The 22476-nt window shown below is 60.0% G+C and carries 19 protein-coding genes; 15 read left to right on the top strand and 4 right to left on the bottom strand.

Annotation, left to right across the window (positions count from 1 at the left end):
- The first annotated feature begins 16 nt into the window (after nt 1-16).
- From HMPREF3039_RS03235 to HMPREF3039_RS03170, 14 genes are all read left to right on the top strand, one after another.
- The gene (locus HMPREF3039_RS03235) at nt 17-1159 is read left to right on the top strand and encodes an FtsW/RodA/SpoVE family cell cycle protein (protein ID WP_067572032.1); all 1143 of its coding nucleotides are present in this window, start codon (nt 17-19) and stop codon (nt 1157-1159) included.
- A complete protein-coding gene (gene murG / locus HMPREF3039_RS03230; RefSeq protein WP_067572037.1) occupies nt 1156-2280 on the top strand; it encodes an undecaprenyldiphospho-muramoylpentapeptide beta-N-acetylglucosaminyltransferase in 1125 nt (374 codons plus the stop codon). The genes HMPREF3039_RS03235 and murG overlap by 4 nt, the downstream gene beginning before the upstream one ends.
- Nucleotides 2273-4570 (top strand): UDP-N-acetylmuramate--L-alanine ligase, encoded by a 2298-nt coding sequence (gene murC, locus HMPREF3039_RS03225; protein ID WP_067572038.1) that lies wholly within the window; start codon nt 2273-2275, stop codon nt 4568-4570. Before murG ends, murC begins: the two co-directional genes overlap by 8 nt.
- A 21-nt stretch (nt 4571-4591) precedes the next feature.
- Nucleotides 4592-5539, top strand: a complete 948-nt coding sequence (locus HMPREF3039_RS03220) for a D-alanine--D-alanine ligase (RefSeq protein ID WP_067572039.1) — start codon at nt 4592-4594, stop codon at nt 5537-5539.
- A gap of 35 nt (nt 5540-5574) precedes the next feature.
- A complete protein-coding gene (locus HMPREF3039_RS03215; protein ID WP_082770052.1) occupies nt 5575-6525 on the top strand; it encodes a cell division protein FtsQ/DivIB in 951 nt (316 codons plus the stop codon).
- 131 nt (nt 6526-6656) lie between these two features.
- Nucleotides 6657-7697: a recombinase RecA gene (gene recA, locus HMPREF3039_RS03210; RefSeq protein WP_067572044.1), complete on the top strand. Its 1041-nt coding sequence runs from the start codon at nt 6657-6659 to the stop codon at nt 7695-7697.
- Between the two features lie 392 nt (nt 7698-8089).
- Entirely contained in the window at nt 8090-9109 is a 1020-nt protein-coding gene (locus HMPREF3039_RS03205; RefSeq protein ID WP_082770053.1) for an N-acetylmuramoyl-L-alanine amidase family protein, read from the top strand.
- A gap of 26 nt (nt 9110-9135) precedes the next feature.
- Entirely contained in the window at nt 9136-9765 is a 630-nt protein-coding gene (lipB, locus tag HMPREF3039_RS03200) for a lipoyl(octanoyl) transferase LipB (protein WP_067572047.1), read from the top strand.
- A 215-nt stretch (nt 9766-9980) separates the two neighbouring features.
- The gene (gene leuC / locus HMPREF3039_RS03195) at nt 9981-11393 is read left to right on the top strand and encodes a 3-isopropylmalate dehydratase large subunit (RefSeq protein ID WP_067572049.1); all 1413 of its coding nucleotides are present in this window, start codon (nt 9981-9983) and stop codon (nt 11391-11393) included.
- A 19-nt stretch (nt 11394-11412) separates the two neighbouring features.
- Nucleotides 11413-12021: a 3-isopropylmalate dehydratase small subunit gene (gene leuD / locus HMPREF3039_RS03190; RefSeq protein WP_067572050.1), complete on the top strand. Its 609-nt coding sequence runs from the start codon at nt 11413-11415 to the stop codon at nt 12019-12021.
- Between the two features lie 32 nt (nt 12022-12053).
- Nucleotides 12054-13175: a hypothetical protein gene (locus HMPREF3039_RS03185; RefSeq protein WP_067572051.1), complete on the top strand. Its 1122-nt coding sequence runs from the start codon at nt 12054-12056 to the stop codon at nt 13173-13175.
- Between the two features lie 43 nt (nt 13176-13218).
- Nucleotides 13219-14790: a S1C family serine protease gene (locus HMPREF3039_RS03180; protein ID WP_231863829.1), complete on the top strand. Its 1572-nt coding sequence runs from the start codon at nt 13219-13221 to the stop codon at nt 14788-14790.
- A 5-nt stretch (nt 14791-14795) separates the two neighbouring features.
- Nucleotides 14796-16385 carry a S1C family serine protease gene (locus HMPREF3039_RS03175; protein WP_067572053.1) on the top strand — a complete coding sequence of 530 codons (1590 nt, stop codon included), beginning with the start codon at nt 14796-14798 and terminating at the stop codon, nt 16383-16385.
- Nucleotides 16386-16430: 45 nt separating this feature from the next.
- Nucleotides 16431-17588 carry a 3-dehydroquinate synthase gene (locus tag HMPREF3039_RS03170; RefSeq protein WP_067572054.1) on the top strand — a complete coding sequence of 386 codons (1158 nt, stop codon included), beginning with the start codon at nt 16431-16433 and terminating at the stop codon, nt 17586-17588.
- Nucleotides 17589-17606: 18 nt separating this feature from the next.
- Here the strand turns inward: HMPREF3039_RS03170 and HMPREF3039_RS03165 are convergent, their stop codons facing one another.
- Complete coding sequence (locus HMPREF3039_RS03165; RefSeq protein WP_197457117.1) at nt 17607-18821, bottom strand: M20 metallopeptidase family protein; 1215 nt, start codon at nt 18819-18821, stop codon at nt 17607-17609.
- Nucleotides 18822-19131: 310 nt separating this feature from the next.
- On the opposite strand from HMPREF3039_RS03165, the gene HMPREF3039_RS03155 reads away from it, so the two are divergent.
- Complete coding sequence (locus tag HMPREF3039_RS03155) at nt 19132-19800, top strand: hypothetical protein (RefSeq protein ID WP_067572056.1); 669 nt, start codon at nt 19132-19134, stop codon at nt 19798-19800.
- A gap of 26 nt (nt 19801-19826) precedes the next feature.
- Here the strand turns inward: HMPREF3039_RS03155 and HMPREF3039_RS03150 are convergent, their stop codons facing one another.
- The 3 genes from HMPREF3039_RS03150 to tsf all read right to left on the bottom strand — a co-directional run bounded on the left by HMPREF3039_RS03150 (nt 19827) and on the right by tsf (nt 22454).
- Nucleotides 19827-20612, bottom strand: coding sequence for an ATP-binding cassette domain-containing protein (locus HMPREF3039_RS03150; protein WP_067572057.1), 786 nt, complete (start codon nt 20610-20612; stop codon nt 19827-19829).
- Between the two features lie 136 nt (nt 20613-20748).
- On the bottom strand, nt 20749-21189 hold the full coding sequence (locus HMPREF3039_RS03145) for a hypothetical protein (protein WP_147549453.1): 441 nt from the start codon (nt 21187-21189) through the stop codon (nt 20749-20751).
- 392 nt (nt 21190-21581) lie between these two features.
- Nucleotides 21582-22454, bottom strand: coding sequence for a translation elongation factor Ts (gene tsf / locus HMPREF3039_RS03140; protein WP_067572060.1), 873 nt, complete (start codon nt 22452-22454; stop codon nt 21582-21584).
- Nucleotides 22455-22476: the final 22 nt, after the last annotated feature.

The raw sequence follows: 22476 nt of genomic DNA, 5'->3' as shown, positions 1-22476 counted from the left end.
CCGCCCGGCTGCCGCCATGTCTTCCAAAGTCTGCATGATTCTGGTCTGGTTCTTCGTCATCTGCCTTCTGGTCGTGGGTCTGGTGATGGTGTCCAGTACAGCCGCGTGGGCTGAGGAAACCAAGCATCCGTACGAACCGCTCTTCAAGCAGACGGCCTTCGCCTGCGCGGGGCTGGTGGGCGCCCTGGTCCTGTCCCGCATAGACTACCGCCTGTGGCGGAAATATATCTGGTGGATCCTGGGCTTCGCCTCCTTCCTGCTGGTCCTGTGCTACGTGCCGGGCATCGGGAAGGAAATCAACGGGGAACGCCGCTGGATCACCATCGGCATGCAATTCCAGCCCAGCGAATGCGCCAAACTCTGCATGATGATGGCCCTGGCCCACTGGCTGGCCCTGTACCGGGACCGCACCACTTCCCTCTGGTGGGGGTTCGTGATGCCGGGCGTCATCTTCGGCATTCCGCTGGCCCTGATCCTGTTTGAAAAAGACATGGGTACCTCCGTGGCCCTGGCACTGGCCGCCTTCTGCGTCATGTTCGTGGCAGGCACGCGTAAAATCTACCTGGGCGCCGCCCTGATCGTGGCCGGGGCATCCCTCTACTTCCTCGTACAGAGCAATGCCAACCGCCTGGAACGCTTCCTGGCCTGGAAGGACCTGGACGCCCACAGCCAGGGGGCCGGCCTGCAGCAGTACCGCGCCGCCATCGCCCTTTCGCGCGGCGGCCTGGAAGGCGTGGGGCTGGGCAACAGCGCGGAAAAGCACGGCACCCTCCCCTTTGCCCACACGGACTTCATCTTCGCCCCGCTTGGAGAGGAATTCGGCTTTTACGGAACCATGGCCGTGCTTCTGGCCTACTTCCTGATGACATACGCCGGCATCGGCGTGGCCATGCAGTGCCGGGACGCCTACGGGCGGTTCCTGGCCGTGGGAATCGTGGCCATCATCTTCTGCCCGGCCATGCTGAACATTGCGGTGGTGACCAATGCCGTGCCCAACTCCGGGCTGCCGCTGCCCTTCATCAGCTTCGGGGGCACCAACCTTGTCTTTACCCTGGCTGCACTGGGAATGCTCACCAGCATCCAGAGATTTTCCACCGGCGCACAGCCCAACTGTGAAATCACCCGCAAAGACGAACGCTCCATTGACGTAAGATTATGACCCAGCCCTCTCCCACACGCCCCCCGCTGAACATCGTGATTGCCTGCGGAGGCACCGGCGGCCATCTCTTCCCCGGAATAGCCGTGGCACAGGAACTCAAGAAACGCGGCCACAAGGTCACCCTGCTCATCTCCCAGAAAAAGGTGGATGCCCAGGCCAGCAAAAACTACGGCGATCTTGACTTCCGCGTCATTGAAGCCATCGCCATGCCCAAAATCCCGTCCCTGGGCCTGCTGGGTTTCGGACTCAGGCTGTACAAGGCCATCCGCTTCAGCCGCAACCTGCTGGATGAAGTCAGCGCGGACGCCGTCATCGGCATGGGCGGTTTCACCTCCTTCCCCCCCGTATATGCCGCGCACCGCAAGGGCATTCGCACCTACGTGCATGACTCCAACGCGCTGCCCGGCAAAGCCAACCGCATGACCGCCAAATGCTGCACGAACGTGCTGCTGGGCATTGAGGAAGCCAGACACTACTTCAACCCCGCCAAATGCATCGTCACCGGCACCCCGGTTCGCCAGGAAATGGAGGTCCGCAAGGACAGGCGGGAAGCCCGGGAAGAACTCAACCTGCCGCAGGACCGCCGCGTGGTCCTGGTGATGGGCGGCTCCCAGGGAGCCAGGAACCTCAACTCCCTGGTCATTGAGGCGGCCAGGCAATGCGCGGAATTGTGCGACTTCCTCATCATCACCGGATCGGCTGACTTTGAGCGGGTCAGCCAGCTGACGGCGGACATGCCCCACGTGCACGTCATTGAATTCTGCTCCGCCATGGCCTCCGCATACGCCGCCGCGGACGTAGTCGTCTCCCGTTCCGGAGCCTCCAGCCTGACGGAACTGGCCCACATGGGCAAGGCGGCCCTGCTGGTGCCCTACCCCTTTGCCGCGGACGACCACCAGGCCCACAACGCCCGCGTTTTCGCGGCCCACGGCGCGGCGCGGATGATGCGGGAAAACACGCTGACGCCGGACGACATCGCCGCGTTCCTGAAGGAAGTATTCACGGACTCCGCCCTGCTGGCGTCCATGAATGAATGTGCTTTACGTCTGGACATGCCTGATGCAGTATCCCGCATCGCCAATGTCATTGAAAACACGGACTCTCCAGCCAGCCATGATTGAAACCCTGCGCAAACGCCTCATCAACAGGAAGTCCCCGGCGCGCCTGCACCTCATCGGGGTGGCGGGGTCCGGCATGTCCGGCCTGGCTCTCATGCTCATGGAGATGGGGCACAGGGTCAGCGGCTGCGACCGCGTAACCAGCACGGAGACGGAACGTCTGCAAAGCCTGGGGCTGGCCTTCTCCTGCCCGCACTCCGCGGACGCCGTGGCGGACGCGGAAATCGTCATCTATTCCAGCGCCATCCGGGAGGACAATCCGGCGCTGGCCGCCGCGCGCCAGCTCAACATCCCCTGCATGCGCCGGGCGGAATGTCTGGCCGCCATCCTGAACGGAAAGAAAGGCGTAGTCGTCTCCGGCACGCACGGCAAGACTACCACCTCCGCCCTCTGCGCCCACCTCATGAGGGAAGGCCGCATGCGCCCCTGCCATTACGTGGGAGCGGAAATCCCCGTGCTGGGAACCAACGCCCACTGGAATGAAGACAGCGAATACCTGGTGGCGGAAGGGGATGAAAGCGACGGCACGCTGGTCAACTACATTCCGGAACACAGCATCGTCCTCAACGTGGAGCCGGAACACCTGGACCACTACAAGGACCTGGATGAAATCAAAACCGTCTTCAACCAGCTGTGTACCCAGACCCGCGGAAAAATCATTTACTGCAAGGCCCATCCCGGCGCGACGGACGTCTGCGCCAAATATCCCAATGCCGTCTCCTACGGATGGTCTGACGCGGACTACACCGCGGCCGACGTGGTGGAACGCCGCGGCCGCACCCTCTTCACCGTTTTCAAGGGAGAGAAAGAACTGGGCCGCGTGGAGCTGGGCATTCCCGGCCGCCACAACGTGCTGAACGCCCTGGCCGCCATCGCCCTGGCCACGGAACTGGGCGTGGACTTCCCTTCCGTCACGCGCGGACTGGCCTCCTTTGCCGGAGCCAAGCGCCGTTTTGAAACCAAATACCTTTCCCCCTCCATCCGGATCGTGGACGACTACGGCCACCATCCCACGGAAATAGCCGCCACCCTGCAAACGGCCCGCTCCCTCCAGCCGGAGCGCCTGGTCGTGTACTTCCAGCCGCACCGCTACACGCGCACCCAGATGCTGGCGGAAGACTTCGGGAAAGTGCTTCAGGCCGCGGACCTCGTCTTCGTGGCGGACGTGTATCCCGCCAGCGAGCTTCCCATTGAAGGAATCAGCGGCCAAACCATCATTGACGCCATGCACAGGCATGGCCGGGTGGAAACCTCCTATCTGCCGGACCTCAACACGGCCCACCACGCCATCGGCAACGCCCTGAAACCCGGCGACCTCTTCCTGACGCTGGGGGCGGGCAACGTCCACGAATGCGGCATGCGCATCGCCCGGGACCTCGCCCTGCTGGAGGACCTGGAACGCACGGCGGGAGAATCCCTGAACGGAACGCTGTATGAGCCCATGTCCCGCCATACCACCATGGGCGTGGGCGGCTGCGCCCAATTCTGGCTGGAGCCCTCCACCTTCGCCGCCATGCAGACGGCCGTCAACTACTGCCGGGACAGAAACATCCCGGTTCACGTCGTGGGCCGCGGCTCCAACATCATCGTGCGCGACGGCGGCCTGCGCGGTGCCGTCATCCACCCCTCCGGCGGAGAATTCGACACACTGGAAGTCCGGGACAACTTCATCACGGCAGGAGCGGGCGTACGCCTGAAAAAAATGGTTTCCGCCGCTCTCCGCAGCGGCCTCGGCGGCCTGGAATGGATGGACGGAATCCCCGGCAACGTGGGCGGAAGCCTCCGCATGAACGCCGGAGCCATGGGAAGGGACATGATCCGGAACCTCGTCTCCGTCACCTGCCTGGATGAAGACGGGGAAATCCGCAGCCACCCCTCCGGCGACCTCAACGCCCAGTACCGCTCCATTCCGGACCTGGCCCACAACTTCGTGCTGCAGGCCGTCTTTGAAGGCAGCCCCTGCGCCAGGGAGGAAATTGAAGAAAAACTGGAAGACGCCCGCGCCAAACGCAGGCTGTCCCAGCCCTCCGGCGCCAGCGCCGGCTGCATCTTCAAAAACCCGGAGGAAATCCCCGCGGGCAAGCTGATTGACGAACTGGGACTGAAAAACGCCTGCGTGGGAGACGCCTGCGTCTCCAGCGTGCACGCCAACTTCATCATCAACCGGGGCCACGCCAGGGCAAGGGACATCACCATTCTGATCGACATGATCCGCAAGGAAGCCATGGAAAACCGGGGAATCGACCTGAAATCGGAAGCCCAGGTCATCGGCGACCGCGAACCTCAATTCTAACCAACCATTCACTGATTCATCATGAGCACCCTCAAGCGCGACCTCAGCATCGCCCTGCTCCTCGGCGGACCGGGAGCCGAACGGGAGGTATCCCTCGTCTCCGGCAACTCCGTTTACGACGCCCTGGTCCGGGCTGGATTCACCCACGTCACCCGGGTGGACGTGCAAGGCCCGGACTTCCGTTTGCCGGAAGGCACGGAACTGGCCTACAACATCATTCACGGCACCTTCGGGGAGGACGGCGCGCTCCAGTCCATTCTGGAAGAACGCGGCATCCCGTACACCGGCGCAGGCTCCCGTTCCAGCGCCGTCTGCTTTGACAAGGCCAAATCCAAAAAAATCTTCACGGCTGCCGGAGTCCCCACCCCGAAAGCGGAAATCCTGGACTGCTCCAACGGCATCGTGATGCCGTCCCTTCCGCTGCCTTTCGTCATCAAACCGCCCTGCGAAGGGTCCAGTGTGGGCGTCCACATCGTCCACCGGCAGGAAGACGTGCTGCCCGCCATGGAGGAAGCCGTCACCCACGGTCCGGAAGTGCTGGTAGAGGAATTCATCCAGGGCAGGGAGCTTACCGTGGGCATTCTGGACGGGGAAGCCCTGCCCGTCATCCATATCTGCCCCCGCTCCGGCTTCTATGACCTGAGCAACAAATACCCCTGGATGAACATGGGCGGCGGCACGGACTACATCTGCCCGGCGGACCTTCCGGAGGAAACCGCAAAAAAAGTGCAGGAAGCGGCCCTTCAGGCGTACCGCGCCGCTGGCGTGGAAATTTACGGCCGCGTGGACGTGCTGCTCCGCGACGGGGACGAGGCCCCCTTCGTGCTGGAAATCAACACCATTCCCGGCATGACCCCCTCCAGCCTGCTCCCGAAGGCCGCGGCAGCCGCCGGCTGGTCCTATGAAGCCCTCTGTGAAAAAATTGCGGAATTATCGCTAGCCACCCCCAGGAAAGAGCGTAGTATTTGACAAAGGGCGGGGAGTCGCCCATCCCACACCCCCCGATGTCGCATAAAGTCACAACGCCAGTTCCCCCCTCCGCCAAAAGGCAGGAAATGCTTCTGCTGGAACGGGAGGCCAGAAAAGAGGCCATCGAACGCAAGGGCAAGAACTACCGTTTCTGGCTCTTCCGGCGCAAGCTGTACCACATCGTCGTCGTTTACGCGCTCATCATCGGCCTTATCGGCGCCATCGTCTTCCTGTGGACCAACTACATCCTCAAGTACGACTGGCTCTCCATCGACACCGTTACGCTGAACAGCAACGGCATCTTCAATGCGGAACAGGCCTTCGCCGTCATGGGCGTAGGGCCGCAGGACAACATCTTTTCCATAGACGCCTCCGTACTGGAACAGCGCCTGCAGAAATGCCCCGCCATCCGCCGGGCGGACGTCAAGTACCAGGTCTCCTCCAACCCCACGCTGATTGTGGACATCGATGCGCGCATCCCCGCGGCCTGGATCGACTGCCCGGAGCTGGGCATCCATCCCGGAGACGCCAAATACGGCGTACTGGCGGACAAGGACGGCGTCATGTTTCCGTGCATGGAAACGGTCCACATGCCCTACATCCAGGGGAAACACCTGCCTTCCGTCTCCCTCAGGCCACCCAGTTCCGGACAGCTCTCCTACGGCGTCAGCACCCGGGATTTGGAAGCGCCCATGCAGTTGATCGAACTGCTGTCCGGCGCGGTGTCCGAATTCTTGCCCGGCATCGTCTCCATCTCCACGCCCAACGACTGGTCCTTCTGCGTGCGCTTCTCCAACGACTGCCAGGCCACATTCAGCCACTACGGGCTGGAACGGCAGGTGGACAAGCTGGAACAGGCGCTGGAACACGCACGGCAGACCCACCGTAAAATCAACGCCATCAACCTCATCCCGGAACACAACGTTCCCGTCCTCTTTGACGGAGCCTATGAGGACATCCCGCTGGCGGAGCCCATTGAGGAATAACCCTGCTCCGCGGGTTTTCACAGGATTTCCCACATGTCAGAATTCTACTCTGCATCAAGGGAAAATGGCCCCGGAAAGACCCACTGAACGCTTGCAAACAGACCACGTTCAGCTATAATTTTCCACGATATATGAGCAACGATACACCCTTATCTCCCGAAGCGGAAAAACTGTCGGCCGCACGCAAGCGCAACCTTGACCTTGCCCTGACCCAGATTCAAAAAGACTTCGGTGAAAACGCCATCATGCGTCTTGGCGACAATGCCAAAATGGAAGTGGATGTCATCCCCACCGGCAACCTTCTCATTGACCGCGCCCTGGGCGTGGGCGGGTTCGCCCGCGGACGCGTCGTGGAAATCTACGGACCGGAATCCTCCGGTAAAACCACCCTCACCCTCACGGCCATCGCCCAGGCCCAGAAATCCGGCGGCCTGGCCGCGTTCATTGACGTGGAACACGCCCTGGATCCGCAATACGCCGCCCGCCTGGGCGTGAACCTGGACGACCTGCTGGTCTCCCAGCCGAACTCGGGTGAAGAAGCCCTGCAAATCTGCGAAGCCCTGGTGCGTTCCAACGCCATCGACGTCATCGTGGTGGACTCCGTAGCCGCCCTGGTTACCAAACAGGAACTGGAAGGCGAAATAGGCGACTCCACCGTGGGCGCACAGGCCCGCCTGATGTCCGCCGCCCTCCGCAAGCTGACCAGCTTCATCTCCAAGGCCCGGACCGTCTGCATCTTCACCAACCAGATCCGTGAAAAAATCGGTGTCATGTTCGGCAACCCGGAAACCACTCCCGGCGGCCGCGCCCTGAAATTCTATGCCTCCGTGCGCGTGGACATCCGCCGCATCGGCCAGATCAAGGGCAGCGACGGCTCCGTGACCGGCAACCGCACCAAGATCAAGGTGGTCAAGAACAAGGTGGCCCCTCCCTTCACGGAATGCGAATTCGACATCATGTACAATGAAGGCATCTCCTCCGTGGGAAGCTTGCTGGACCTGGCGATGGAATACGACATCATCCAGAAGCGCGGCTCCTGGATCAGCTACAACGGCAGCCAGATCGCCCAGGGGCGCGACGCCGCCAAGGAGGCCCTCAAATCCAATCAGGAACTGTACTCGGAAATCGAAGAACAGGTTAAAGCTAAAATGGACGAGAAGGCGGCCAAGTAACCGCCGTCTTTACTCTTCCTTCAACCAGGCGGACTCCCCGCAAAGGGGAGTCCGCCTTTTTTCATCCCTCCGGCTAATCCCCGCCAATCTCAGGAAACCGCATTCCCCGGCCTCCCTGCCGGAATTCCGCGATGCCCACACCTCCGGATAAGCCCTCATCCTTCCGGCGTACACGCATGCACTGGAAACGCGCCATTTACAAGAACCCGGAACTATCTTCCGCACGCCGCGGAAACGGTTTTTCCCGGCAGGTGGCTATCAGGGCTGCGCTCTCCGGCATGTCGGGAAAAAATGAAAGAACGCCGTTCCCTCTCTTTGCAAAAGGATCTTTCACGGCAACTTTTCTCTTGTGCGTCATGAAAAATCCGTTAGTCTGTGCCTGATATCGTCCTATGTATCCGTCCTCTCGTACATCCTGCACAGCCATGCTCGGCATTCTGGGCATGTTCCTGTTGACGCTGTCCACGGCGTTCGGATGGAATCCGGAAACCATCAACGGAGTGCAGTACATCCCCATGTCGGAAGTGCGTACCCATTACAAGCTCACGCGGGAACGGACGGAGGGACGCCAGAAAGTTTACGAGGTGCCGGAAAAAATTCAGATCCGCATGCAGGCCCACAGCCAGGACATGTACATGAACAACATGAAGTTCATCCTGTCCTACCCCGTGGCGGACCACCCCTCCAAGGGGCTGATGGTCTCCAACCTGGACCTTCACAAAATCATTGATCCCGTTCTGCGGCCCACCTACATCACCAACCGCCGCGGATTCAACACGGTAGTCATTGATCCCGGCCACGGCGGCCATGACAGCGGCGCGCGCAACCGCATCAGCCGGGAGGCGGACCTCAACCTGTCCGTGGCCAAAAAACTGCGCGACCGCCTCAAAAGCATGGGCTACCAGACGGTAATGACCCGTGAGACGGACAACTTCATCTCTCTTCAGGACCGCGTGCGGATTGCCAACAAATATTCCAACGCCATCTTCATCAGCATCCATTTCAATGACGGCGGGCCGTCCGCCCGCGGGGTGGAAACCTTCACGCTGGCCCCTGCCGGCACGTCTTCCTCCATGTCCCGCAACATTCGGCAGGAAGCCCTGCAGGGCAACTCCCAGGACAGCATGAACATCGCCCTGGCCACCGCCGTACAGGGACACATGCTGAAAGGCCCGCTCGCTATCAAGGAAGGAATCTCCATGGTTGACCGCGGCATCAAGCGCGCCCGCTACTCCGTGCTGTGCACCATCAAGCACCCTGCCATCCTGGTGGAGGGGGGCTTCATGTCCCATGCACAGGAAGCATTGCTCATCAACACGGAACGCTACCAGAAATTCATGGCCTCCTCCCTGGCCGCCGCCGTACACCAGTACCGCACGGCCCTGGGCCAGCAGGCGCGCAGAACACGCTGAGGGACGCATCCCCGCCCTGCCCGCACATGAACATCATCCGCATTCCCGGCCTGGCAGACTATCAGGAAACCCTGCGCATGCAGGAAGAACTGGTGCGGGCCCACCAGGACGACCCGGAACGGGAAGACGAACTGCTGCTGCTGGAACACGCCGGCGTGTACACCATCGGCCGCACACGCGACCATGGCAGCCTTCATCCCGGCACCGTGCTGCCCTTCCCCGTCCATGAAATCAACCGGGGAGGACAGGCCACCTACCACGGGCCCGGCCAGCTTGTGGGCTACCCCGTCACGGACCTGAACCGCCGCGGCAGGGATTTGCACGCCTACGTCACCTCTCTGGAAAATGCCCTGATCGAATCCTGCGCCCGGTTCGGCGTCGCCGCCCGCATCCGGGAAGGTCTGGTGGGCGTCTGGGTGGAAGACCGCAAAATAGCCTCCATAGGCGTGGGAGTAAAAAAATGGATAGCCATGCACGGCTTCGCCATCAACCTGACGCGGGAATCCCTGTCCCCCTTCCTGGCCATTACCCCCTGCGGCATTCAGGACGTCCAGATGACCTGCCTGGAAAATGAAATGCCCGCATCCCGGGAAAAAGGGGAGCTGATGCGGCGCTTTGGAGACGTTTTCGCGGAGATTTGGGAGAAAAATTCCTGAACAATATCCGGCTCTCCCGGCCAGCGTCATTCCAGGCGCGAATTCCGCCTTCCTTTGCAGGTGAAAATACGCCAAAGGCTGGCAAATGGCCAATTCAGACCATACATGCAAGGGAAATGTTCAAAAAAACGCCCTGAGTAAGACACAAACCGTGTCAGCAATACGTCCTTGCATCTTGACGCGGTTACCGAACGGACGGATGCTTGGTATCAGTTATGGGAAAAACACTTTTCCAAAAAATCTGGGATGCTCATTCCGTCGGCATTCTGCCGGACGGAAGGACGCAAATGTTCATCGCTACACACTTTCTGCATGAAGTCACTTCTCCGCAGGCTTTCGGCATGGTCCGCGACCTCGGCCTTGCTGTGCGCCATCCGGAACGCACCTTCGCCACCGTGGACCACATCATTCCCACGGACAACCAGGCGGAACCGTTCGCGGACGCCACGGCGGACGCCATGATCCGGGAACTCCGCAGGAACTGCGCGGAAAACGGCATCCGCTTCTTTGATCTTCCTACGGGCCTCCAGGGCATCGTTCACATGGTGGGGCCGGAACTCGGAATCACCCAGCCGGGCATGACCATCGTGTGCGGAGACTCCCACACGGCCACCCACGGAGCGTTCGGTTCCATCGCGATGGGCATCGGCACCACGCAGGTGCGCGACGTGCTGGCCACCCAGACGCTGGCCCTCAGTCCGCTGAAGGTGCGCCGCATCAACGTAAACGGCAAACTGGCTCCCGGCGTGCGGGCCAAGGACGTGGCCCTTCACATCATCGGACTCCTGGGAGCCAAGGGCGGCCTGGGATTCGCCTATGAATACGGCGGCGACGTCATTGACGACATGAGCATGGACGAACGCATGACCCTCTGCAACATGTCCATTGAAGGAGCGGCGCGCTGCGGCTATGTGAACCCGGACATGACCACGGTGGAATACATTAAGGGACGCCTGTTCGCCCCCGAAGGTGCGGACTGGGACAAGGCCGTGGAGCGCTGGCTGAGCTTCGCCTCCGATGCGGACGCGGAATACGATGAAATTGTGGAAATCGACGGAGCCTCCATCGAACCTACCGTGACATGGGGCATCTCCCCGGACCAGAACACGGGCATCAGCGGCACAACGCCGGATCCCGCATCCACCGGGGACGCCGACGAACGGAAAATGATCGGCGAAGCGCTGGAATACATGAAATTCCCCGCCGGGATGCCCCTCAAGGGACTTCCCGTCCAGGTGTGCTTCGTCGGGTCCTGCACCAACGGCCGCATCTCCGACTTCCGGGAAGTGGCCGCCCTCATCAAGGGACGCCACGTGGCTCCCGGAATCAGGGCGCTGGCCGTGCCGGGCTCCCAAATGACGGCCAGGCAATGCGAGGAGGAAGGCATTGCGGACATCTTCCGCGAGGCCGGATTCGAATGGCGCCTGGCCGGCTGTTCCATGTGCCTGGCCATGAACCCGGACAAGCTCCAGGGCGACCAGCTCTGCGCCAGTTCCTCCAACCGGAACTTCAAGGGACGCCAGGGCAGTCCCACGGGCCGCACGCTCCTGATGAGCCCCGCCATGGTGGCCGCCGCCGCGCTGACGGGCAAAGTATCCGATGCCCGTGAAGTGTTCTCCATGAACTAACCTCTCATCTCCCGATCTTATGTCTCTGACCAAATTTACTTCCATCACCGGCACCTGCGTCCCGGTCCCCGGACCGGACATGGACACGGACCGCATCATCCCCTCGCGCTTCCTCAAATGCATCACGTTTGACGAACTGGCGAACGTCATGTTCTGGGACGAACGCTTTGACGAAAACGGGAAGTCCAAGTCCCATCCGGTGGACGATCCCCGTTTCCGGGGAGCCTCCATCATCCTGGGAGGCGCCAACTTCGGCTGCGGTTCCTCCCGCGAGCATGCTCCGCAAACCATCAGGCGTTCCGGCATCAAGGCCGTGATCGCGGAATCCTTTGCGGAAATCTTCTTCGGCAACAGCACAGGCATCGGCCTGCCCTGCGTGTGCGCCTCCGCGGAAGACATCGCCGCCCTGTCCCGGTACGTCTCCGAACACCCGGAAACGGAAATCACCATCGACCTTCAGGCCATGACCGCCTCCTGGCCGGACGGTTCCATCCCCATCCGCATGCCTGCGGAAGCCCGCGAAGCCCTGACCCGCGGCCGCTGGGACTCCATTGCGGAACTGCTCGTCAACATGGACGCCGTGGAAAAGAAAAATGCGGAACTCCCCCAGGTTTCGGCCTCCTGCTGATTCAACCATCACCCCCCTCCCCCTATCCCCATATGATCTTCAGAATTACAGACTACGTCCAGCGGGGCACGCTGGACAACCGCGAACGCGGAACCATACGGCTTGTCCTGCATCTTATGGGGATGCCCCACCCGGTGCGCATCACCCTGCAGGGAGACTGCCTTCAGGACCTGGCGGGCTGCCTGGTGGAATTTGAAAATCCCGCGCCCCAGATGCTTCCGGCGGAGCTGACCGCTCTGCCGGACGTCATCCGCGGCGTTACGGGAGACATGACGGCCAGCCGCCGCATGCCCGTAAAGGGGAGGAAAACCATGGAAAATTCCCTGTACATGGAATGGTTCACGGACCACCAGGACATGGTCCTGATGGAAAGCGCCGCCTACTCCGTCAGGGTATCCCTGCCGGAATGGACCATGGACGCCTGCGAGGAACAGGTGCAGATCATGGCCAACCAGCAGATGCTCCGCACCCAGGTCAAGACGTGGGCCAGAAACTACGCCAACAACCGGGAAGACGGCAACCTGCCGGACCATGCGTGGGACAGGCGGCTGCGGGAGGCGGAAGCCATTGCCATCGCCTACCAGGAAGTCTTCCAGAAATACAGGCTGAACCCCACCGGGGACATCCGCGTGGCGTTCGTCATGGGCTGGGACGAGGTATTGGACGACATCGCGCAGTCGGAAGAAACGGGCACCCCCTGTTCCTGCAAAAGCTCCGGCATGCTCAGCCTCTTTGACATCCTCAACGAGCAGGAAGCGCAGGAAGTCCAATCCTGCATGTTCCATCCTCTGTTTCAGCAGGTCATGGAATTGACGGACCTGTGCCAGCGCCAGTTCAGCAGGGAAATCAACAAATCCCAGCGGAACAGGACGGAACCGCCGGAACCCCTCGGCCAAATCTTTTACTGCATCCGTTACATCACTCCCCGCATTCTTTCCTGCCTTCTGCAGGAAAAGGAAAACGGCGCGGACTACTGCACGCTGGCGGCCAGAATGGCCCTGTGCGTGGAGCAGACGCGCCAGACCGTCTCCGCCCTGAACGGCAGCGGGCGGCACATCGGGGACGAAGTACGGGAACGCTTCTCCTCCCTGCTTGAAGAAGTCAGCTCCTTCCAGGAAAGCCTGGCAACCCAAAGCAGGAAAAGCAACCTGTAATATCCTCCGCCTGCACTTGCACCACATCCAACCATCTATCATCATGCGTTTTCATACATGCCTCCAGGGACTCTTCCTGGCTCTCGCCGCAGTATCCCTCTCTCCGGCGGACGAGCCGGCCATCTCCCTTTCCGACTTCGGGGTGGACAAAGTCATGTCCGGCCCCGTCGTTTCCATCAATGACCAGTACAAGGGCGTTGTAAAAATTGAAGTGGACTCCCTGACTCCGGACTACGCCACGCCGTGGGATACGGGCCGCTACCAAGGAGGCATCGGCACCGGTTTCCTGATCGGTGAAAACGCCTTCATGACCAATGCGCACGTGGTAAGCAACGCGGAACGCATCTACATCTCCATGTACGGGGACTCCCGCAAAATTCCCGCCAGGGTCAAATTCATCGCCCATGATGCCGACCTCGCCCTGCTGGAAGTGGAGGATTTCAAGCCGTTCAAGGGAATCAAGCCCTTCGAATTCAGCAAGAACCTGCCCAATCTGGAAGACGAGGTAAGAGTCATCGGCTACCCCATCGGCGGCAACAGGCTCTCCGTCACGCGCGGCGTCGTCTCCCGCATTGACTTCACCCCGTACGCCCATCCCCGCAACATGGAACACCTCACCATCCAGGTGGACGCCGCCATCAACCCGGGCAACAGCGGCGGCCCCGCGCTCATGGGCAATAAAGTCATCGGCGTGGCCTTCCAGGGTCTGAACAACGCCAACAACACGGGGTATGTGATTCCCACCCCCGTCATCCGCCACTTCCTGGAGGACATCAAGGACGGAGTCTATGACGGCTACGTGGACATGGGCATTCAGGCCGCCCCCATCCTGAACCCCGCCATGCGCAAGGCATTCGGGCTGCCGGATGACGAAAAGGGCGTCCTGATCGGCAAGGTTCTCAAAGGCTCTTCCGCGGACGGCGCTCTCCGGAACGGGGACATCCTGATGAAGGTGGACGGCTACGATGTGGACAGCTCCGCCATGATCGAACTGGAAGGCCAGAAAATCAGCATGAAAGAGCTCATCGAACGCTGCTTCAAGGACGACAGGTTGCCCCTGGACATCATCCGGAACGGCAAGCCCATGAAAGTAGAAATGGTCATGAAACCCTCCCGCGCCAAGGAACTGCTGATGGAGGAATACGACAAAATGCCCCGCTACGTCGTCTTCGGCGGCCTGGTATTCCAGCCCATCCAGCGCAACGTGCTGGCCGCGGCGGACATTTCCATGCTGGACGTAGCCCTGGACATCCGGGACTACCAGGAAGACGGAGGCTGCGTGGACTATGAAGACATGGTCATCATCACCAAGGTGCTGGACGATGAAGTAAACGCCCGCCTCTCCGGCTCCGTTTCCAACGCCATCGTGGAAAAAATCAACGGCGTGAAAGTCAAGGGCCTCAGCCATGCCTACAAACTGCTTTACCCGGAAAAAATGCCGGAATACTTCGTCATTGAACTGAAAGACGGAGAACGCCCCCTGATCTTTGAAGGAAAGGCCATGGAAGCGGCCAACAAGCGGATCTCCAAAACCTACAATATCCCCAAAAACGCCCGGCTTGACAGCGCCATTCCCGGCCGCCAGCCCTCCCGCAAAGAAACTCCTGCCCACTAACAGCCATGAAAACCCTTTCTCTTCTTACTTTCGGCTCCCTGATTCTTCTTGCCGGATGCCAGCCGCGCGAATCCTCCATCCCGGCCCCGGCTCCCGAACCGGAACAACAGCAGGCCCCTGCCATAACTCCGGAACAACCGGAGGAAACGCCTCCCGCACCCCTCCCCGTGCCTTCCCCCACCAACTCCATGGTGGGCATCAACGCCACCAACCAAGGATATGCCATGGTTCAGCCGTGGAGCAAGGAAAACCCGTCCTACAGTGAAGGCTTCGGCATCTATCTGGGGGACGGCAACATCCTCACTGCCGCCAACATCGTCTATTCCGCCAGCTTTGTGGAAGTAACCTCCTCCGACGGCTCCCAGACGGTTCCCGTGACCGTCACGGCTTTTGACCCGGAAGCCAACCTCGCCCTGCTCCGTCTGAAAAACGAGAAAGACGCCGCTTTCCTGGACAAGCTGGTCCCCGTCACGCTGGGGAAAGCCCCCAAACTGGGGGACAAGGTGGAATTCTGGCAGTTCAACGCGGACGGCCTCCCCATCACCACGTCCGGCTCCATCCTGGCAACGGAAAGCTCCTGCCCGTTCACCAGCGGCGAACCCTTCGTCCTGTACAATGTCAAATCCTCCGTCACTCCTTTGAGGGGCGGCGCGGGCAACCCCGTCATGACCGGGAAGGAGCTGATAGGCCTGAGCGCCAGCTGCAACCCTTCCGCGCAAAAGGTGCTGGCCGTCACCCAGACCATGATTTCCCGCTTCCTTGAACAGGCGCAGTCCGGCAAATACTCCGGCTTTCCGGCGGACGGCACGCAGGTCACGGAACTGACGGACCCCGTCTTCCGCAAATACCTGGGACTACCTGAAAACGGCGGCGGCCTCTACGTCGCCAAACTGCCCGTTTATAGTTCCTTCTACAAGGCCGGCATACGCTCCGGAGACGTTGTGGAAAGCGTCAACGGCATCCCGCTGGACAGCAAGGGACTGATCAAGGATCCCTCCCTGGGGCCCGTCTCCGCCAACTTCCTGTTCCGCGACTCCGCCAAACCCGGAGACGTCATCACGCTGGGCATCCGCCGCAAGGACAAGGACGGCGTCAGCCAGCCCATGACGGTGGACGTCACGCTGGACCGCGGCGCATTGGAAGGGGACCTGGTCAATCCCGCCCCCTTTGTCGCGGAACCGCGCTACCGCATTTACGGCGGCCTGGTCTTCGTTCCGCTGACGGGCGCCCTGGTGGGAGAAATCAACAAGCTCAGCAAAAACCGCCCTCCCCTCAACCTGGTTGAGGCCATCGAAAAGAAAGAGGAAATCCGGAAAAAAGGCGTGGATGAAATCGTGGTCTTTCTGGTAGCCCTTCCCACGCAGGCCACCCTGGGGTACGCCACCATGAGCCCCTCCATCGTGGAAAAGGTGGACGGAATCCAGGTAAAGAATTTCAAACACCTGAACCAGCTTCTGGACAGGCCCGCCCCCGGAGGCACGCACCGCATTGAAGTCAGCCAGCAGCCGTACACCATGTACATGTCACAGCAGGAGGCGGCCAAGGCGGACCGCTTCATCCAGATGCGGGCCGTTCCCGTCCTCCGCAGGGACTGAGTCTGCCGTCCCGATACGCCGCCGTTCTACCGCATACGTTCTGAAATGTCCCTCCACACGCTGAACATCCATCTGGATTTTCCCTACAGGGTAGCTTTCACCCACGGGGTTTTCCGGCCGGAAAACGACGCACTGGCCGGGCTGATGGAGCAGAGGGAGGGAAGCCGCGTCCTCGTCCTGGTGGAAGAAGGGCTGGAACGGTTCTATCCTGCCCTCCCGGCGGACATCGACCGCTACTTTACGGAACGGGCCGGAACACCGGACTATGCCGGGCGCCGGACCGTACCGGGCCGGGAGGCGGCCAAAACCACCTTTGCCGCGTGGGAAACGGCCCTGCGCCACATCGTGGAAGCGGGGATCGACCGTCATTCCCATATCGTCGCCGTGGGCGGAGGAGCCTTTCTGGACGTGGCGGGCTTTGCTGCCGCTACGGCCCACCGCGGCATCCGCCTGTTGCGCGTGCCCACCACCACCCTCTCCCAGGCGGATTCCGGCGTAGGCGTCAAGAACGGCATCAACTTCATGGGGCAGAAAAACTATTTGGGCACCTTTGCCGTTCCCTGGGCCACCCTGAACGACTTCCTCTTTCTGCACTCCCAGCCCTTCTCCCTCAAACGCGCGGGCCTTGCGGAGGTGGTGAAAGTGGCCGTCGTGAAAGACGCCGTTTTCTTTGACTGGCTGGAGGAACACGCCGGAGCCCTGGCCGCATGCAGGCCGGACATACTGGAACACGCCGTAGAGCGTTCCGCCCTGCTCCATGCGGAACACATCGCCCGCGGGGGGGATGCCTTTGAAATGGGTTCAAGCCGCCCCCTGGACTTCGGCCACTGGGCCGCCCACTACATGGAAACCATGTCCGGCTACACGCTGGGCCATGCGGAAGCCGTCTCCGTGGGAATGTGCCTGGACATTCTTTACTCCGTCAAAAAAGGCTGGCTGTCCTCCCGGCAGGCGGAACGGATCATTGCCGTCCTGAAAGCCCTGGAACTGCCCGTTTTCCATCCTCTTCTCACGCGGAGAACGAAGGACGGCGCATGCGAAATCCTGAAAGGGCTGGAAGCCTTCCGCGAGCACCTGGGCGGCCAGCTGACCGTTCTGATGCTCACCGGCATCGGAAAGGGAATGGACGTCCATGAAATAGACGCCGCCCTGATGGAGGAATGCATCCGGGAAATGCAGGCGCAGGCGGCTTCCCTAGAATGAGAGGCTTTCCCCGGAAGCCTACTTGCCGTTCAGATAATCCAGAATAATCCGCACTTCCGCCTTCACGCCGTTGAGCAAGGCGCTGTCATCCGCCCTGAAGCCGGGATTGTGGTTGGGGGGACCGTCTCCGGAACCCACGATCATAAAATAAGTCGGCGCCACCTGCGCGTAATAGGAAAAATCTTCACTGGCGGAAAGTCTCGGGGCATCGAACACGTTTTTCACGCCTACCGCCTCCATGGCGGCCTTCTTCGCCAGTTCCCGGAGAGCGGCATCATTCTGAATGGCTGGGTAGCCGAGTACGTAATCCAGTTTGTACGCCGCCCCGTTGGCCTCGCACACATGGCCGATGATGGAACGGACGCGCTCCTCCATCAACTTGCGGGTTTCCGGCGTGACGGTGCGGATGGACGCGGCCAGCTCCGCCTTGCCGGGAATCACGTTCGGAGCGTCTCCCGACTGGAACTTTCCAACGGAAACCACGGCCATTTCCCCGGGCGTCACATTGCGGGACACGACGGTCTGAAGCATCATCACGATCTCAGACCCCGTCACGATGGGGTCCACGCCCATCTGAGGCATGGAACCGTGGGACCTCTTTCCCTGAATGGTCAGGAAAAATCCGTCCGATGAAGAAGAAGCGGCGCCAGCCGGCAGCATGCCGACGGACCCCGCCGGCATGTTGGGAATGACGTGCGCGCCGAAAATGGCGTCCACCCCCTTCAGCTTTCCGCTCTTGATGATCTGCAAGGCGCCGCCGGGGGATTTTTCCTCCGCATGCTGGAAAATGAAATAAACCGTGCCTTGCAGTTCCTTCTGCATGCCGGAAAGGACCTTGGCCGTTCCCAGCAGCATGGCCGTATGCATGTCATGACCGCAGGCATGGCTGACGCCCGGCGTCTTGCTGGCAAAGGAAAACCCGGTTTCCTCCTGCACGGGAAGGGCATCCATGTCCGCCCGGAAACCCACGGTACGGCCCGGTTTGGCTCCGCGGAGAATGCCTATGACGGAAGTTTCCGCAGGCCGGATGACTTCAATATTGCCGAAGGAGCGCAGCATGTCGGCCACATATCTGCCTGTGTTGTATTCCTTGAAGGAAAGCTCCGGATTCTCGTGAAGATGATGCCTCCATTCCACCACATTTCCGGCGACGGACTGCATGTCGGGCTGCTGCGCACCCGCCGCGGACAGGCAGCAGCAAAAAAGCGCCACGGACCAATAAGACTTTTTCATGGTTTGAATAGACGAGTCGTTGTCTTTTATTCAGACAATTCCTCCACATTTCCATTTCATGAAAATGTGCCATCATATGACGGCCTTTTTAAAGTAAACTCGCCCGGGGGGATGCTGCGGTAAATTCGCCATGACAGCCTCTATCCCCTGAAAGGACAAATACCATGGAAAACATTTCCCGGATTTCCTTAAAGTGTCCAAATCCGGAGTTCTCCGGCCCCTTTACGGTCTGCGGACCATGAAATCCGTTTACTTCAGTTTGAAAGAGAAATAATACCCCGGAATTTTTCATCTCCTTCATCGACTATGGATGGCATTCCTGGTAAGAATGGCACGGAATGCCGGACAACATACAAGCCGGCGGCTGTACCGGAAATCAGCCGGCGCCCGCAGCACGGAAAACGATTCCGGTAAAATAAAAGGCATTGGAAAGATGCGTCACCTCTCGGCAGGTAGAATTATCCCAACAAAAACTTACCTGAAAAAAATGAAAACCGTTTTTAAATGGATGGCAGGCCTCCTGATTGCGGCAGGGGCCGTATGGATCGCCATGCCGTTTGCTCTCATGTATCCTTTTTTATACGTCAAATACAGCTTAAATCCTGATATGACTCCTGCCACGATGGAGAAGATCATTAAGGAAAATCCTAAAGACATATACGAAATAGAACAGCGATTGAATAGAAAGAGGATTCTTCCCGGCCGGAATGACTCCGATTTCCAGTCTTACAGGGAACGGCTGGAACGAATTACGGCCAGATATGCGGCGGAGGGAAAACTGGCTTCCCTGCCCGTCAACTGGTATTGCGGGAATAAACAGGCCGCTGAAGTAACATATATAGCCGGCTATGAGACAAGAACAGCGTGGGGAAGAACGAAAGCCGATCTGGGCGATCTTTCGGACAAAACGACTTACTATTTCCTTCTTGACGGGAATCTGCGCCTCCTGGGCTGGATGAAAGAAGAATCAGACGAATAGGAACATGCGTGTCAACCGCATGTTCATCACCGTGGAACGGCCGCCAGCAGGGTCTGCGTGTATTCATGGGATGGGGAGGAAAATACCTCGTCGGCATCCCCGTATTCGACGATGCGCCCCTTGCGCATGACGGCAATCCTGTCCGCGATGTAATGGACCACGGACAAATCGTGGGAAATGAAAATCATGGTCAGGTTCAAATCCCGGGCAAGCGTCATGAGAAGATTCAGAATCTGGGACTGGATGGAAACATCCAGCGCGGAAACGGGTTCGTCCGCAATCACCAGCCTGGGTTCCGGCGCCAGGGCGCGGGCAATCGCCACCCTCTGCCGCTGTCCTCCGGAAAACTCATGCGGGTATTTCCGCATCAGGGCAGGGCTCAGCCCCACCCTTTCCATCAGTTCCGCCACATCATCCCGCATCTGGGAGAAAGTTCTCTTGCGGCGGCGGCATTCCAAAGCCTCCTTCAGCGTCGCATAAACGGTAAAGCGGGGATTCAGGGATGCGTACGGGTCCTGGAAAACCATCTGGAAATCCGGGCGGCGCTTCCTGACCTCGGACGGGGAAAGGGCCGTCAGTTCCTCCCCTTCCAGGAAAATGCGGCCTTCCGTGGGTTTCTGGAGCAGCATCACCGTGCGGGACAGCGTGGACTTGCCGCAGCCGGACTCTCCCACCAGTCCCAGGATTTCTCCCTTTTCCACGGAAAGGGATACCCCGTCCACCGCCACGACGGACGCCGGTTTGCGGGAGGAGAGCATCCCCTGCACCGCAGGAAAGACGACACTCACATGATCCAGTTCCAGAAAAGCCATATCCCCACTTTAACAGGTGTTCCGGAACAAGACAAGATACCAACCGTGCCAGCTTCGTCAACATGGGCGCCGCCAGCCCTCCCGGCAGAGCAATTCATCCCGGCAGTAATAAGAACAGGGCAGCCTTCCTTTCTCTTCATGAGCCCGGAGAATCATCCTCCGGCTTGAAAGACCAGCGGAACAGCTGCACCAGCACATAAACCGCTGCATCGCCGAGAATAGCCGTTCCTCCGGCCCAAAAGCCCCCGAAAATGAAAATAAGCCCGGCCTGGGCGTCGCTCCGCAAATACCCCGGCGTGGCGACCGACCACAGCCAGTAAAAATGGCAAATGATGCCGATGATTAAAAAGGTAACCGTCTCCCACCTGTACTTCCGTCCGGTCCCCACGAAAAACCACAGCAGAAGCAGAAAATACCAGCCTCCGGACACAAGCCCGAAGAAGGGCTGCAACAGGCTTGAGGCCAACACCATGTTCCAGATGAACATGCCGATGATCACTCCCATGAGCAGGCGGAAAACCGGATCATGCTTCACCGGTTTTTCCACAAGGCCCTTCCTGTCACCCCCAGTCTCCATGAAAGCCGTTTTATCCGCACATTCCCCCGGCAGCAAGTAAAAACGCTTCCGTCCGGGCTGCCTGTATTCCCGGTCAACCAATTCCGGAGAAACGGGAAATGAACGGACTGCCCGGATTCATCCCTGTGGCAGCAACAGGACGGTAAAATAACGGCAACCCATCGTCCTGACGGCCATTGGTGACGAATCCGAATGCCGGTCACGAATGATGGATTGTTCCGTCAACAGGCGGGTTTCCTGTTGAAAGGCGGCATGGCTGCATGCGCAAGGAATAACCCATGATTCACTCATCAGGAAAACTGCCGCCCCAGGCGGGAACCAGGGATTCGGCAACATGAAAAAGAGCCGTTCCCCTTGCAGGGAACGGCTCCTGAAATTCAAATCATCCGGGCTTACGCGCCAAGCTGGTAGCGGACGAAGGAGACGACGGAGATTTCGTCGCCGAGTTCCTTGCCGACCTGCTTGAGCAGGGCGTCCACAGAGTCGGAAGGATCCTTCACGAATCCCTGGTTCAGCAGGCAGGACTGGGCATACAGGGCCTTCAGCTTACCGGGCAGGATTTTTTCCAGCAGGTGTTCCGGCTTGCCTTCCTGAATGAGCTGCTGGCGCGCGATTTCCTGTTCTTCAGCCACAAAGGCGGGGTCCAGGCTGTCGGAGCTGACGCTCTTGGGAGCGGCGGCGGCGATGTGCAGGGTCAGGTCCTTGACCAGGGCCTTGAACGCGTCGCTCTTGACGGTTTCTTCCTTGCCGGCCTTGACGGACAGCAGAACGCCGACCTTGCCGCCCATATGGATGTAGGAGGCAATGGTGCCGTTGCCGTCCACCGTCAGGCGGGCGAATTTGCGCAGGCCCATGTTTTCGCCGATGGAGCTGCACATGGCCTTGATGTACTCTTCCGTGGTGCCTTCAGGCATGGAGACCTGCAGGGCTTCCTCCAAGGTGGAGGCCTTGGAGTCCGCGAGCGCCTTGGCAACGTCGTTCACCAGGCCCTGGAACTTGTCGCCCTTGGCGCAGAAGTCCGTTTCACAGTTGAGTTCAAGGATGATGCCGCAGCAGCCGCAGGGAGCTACGACGGTGCGGATCACACCTTCCTTGGCGTCGCGGTCAGCCTTGGCGGCAGCCTTGGCGATGCCCTTTTCACGAAGGTACTTCACGGCGGCTTCCATGTCGCCGTTGCATTCGTTGAGGGCCTTCTTGCAATCCATCATGCCGGCGTCCGTCTTGTCACGGAGGGCTTTGACGAGAGCAGCAGTAATTTCTGCCATAGTTTTTCTGTTCTTTCTGAAT

The organism is Akkermansia sp. KLE1798, from assembly GCF_001580195.1.
GTDB lineage: Bacteria > Verrucomicrobiota > Verrucomicrobiia > Verrucomicrobiales > Akkermansiaceae > Akkermansia > Akkermansia biwaensis.
The sequence above is the reverse complement of the archived record's forward strand: the minus strand, read 5'-3'. Positions and strand labels throughout refer to the sequence as shown.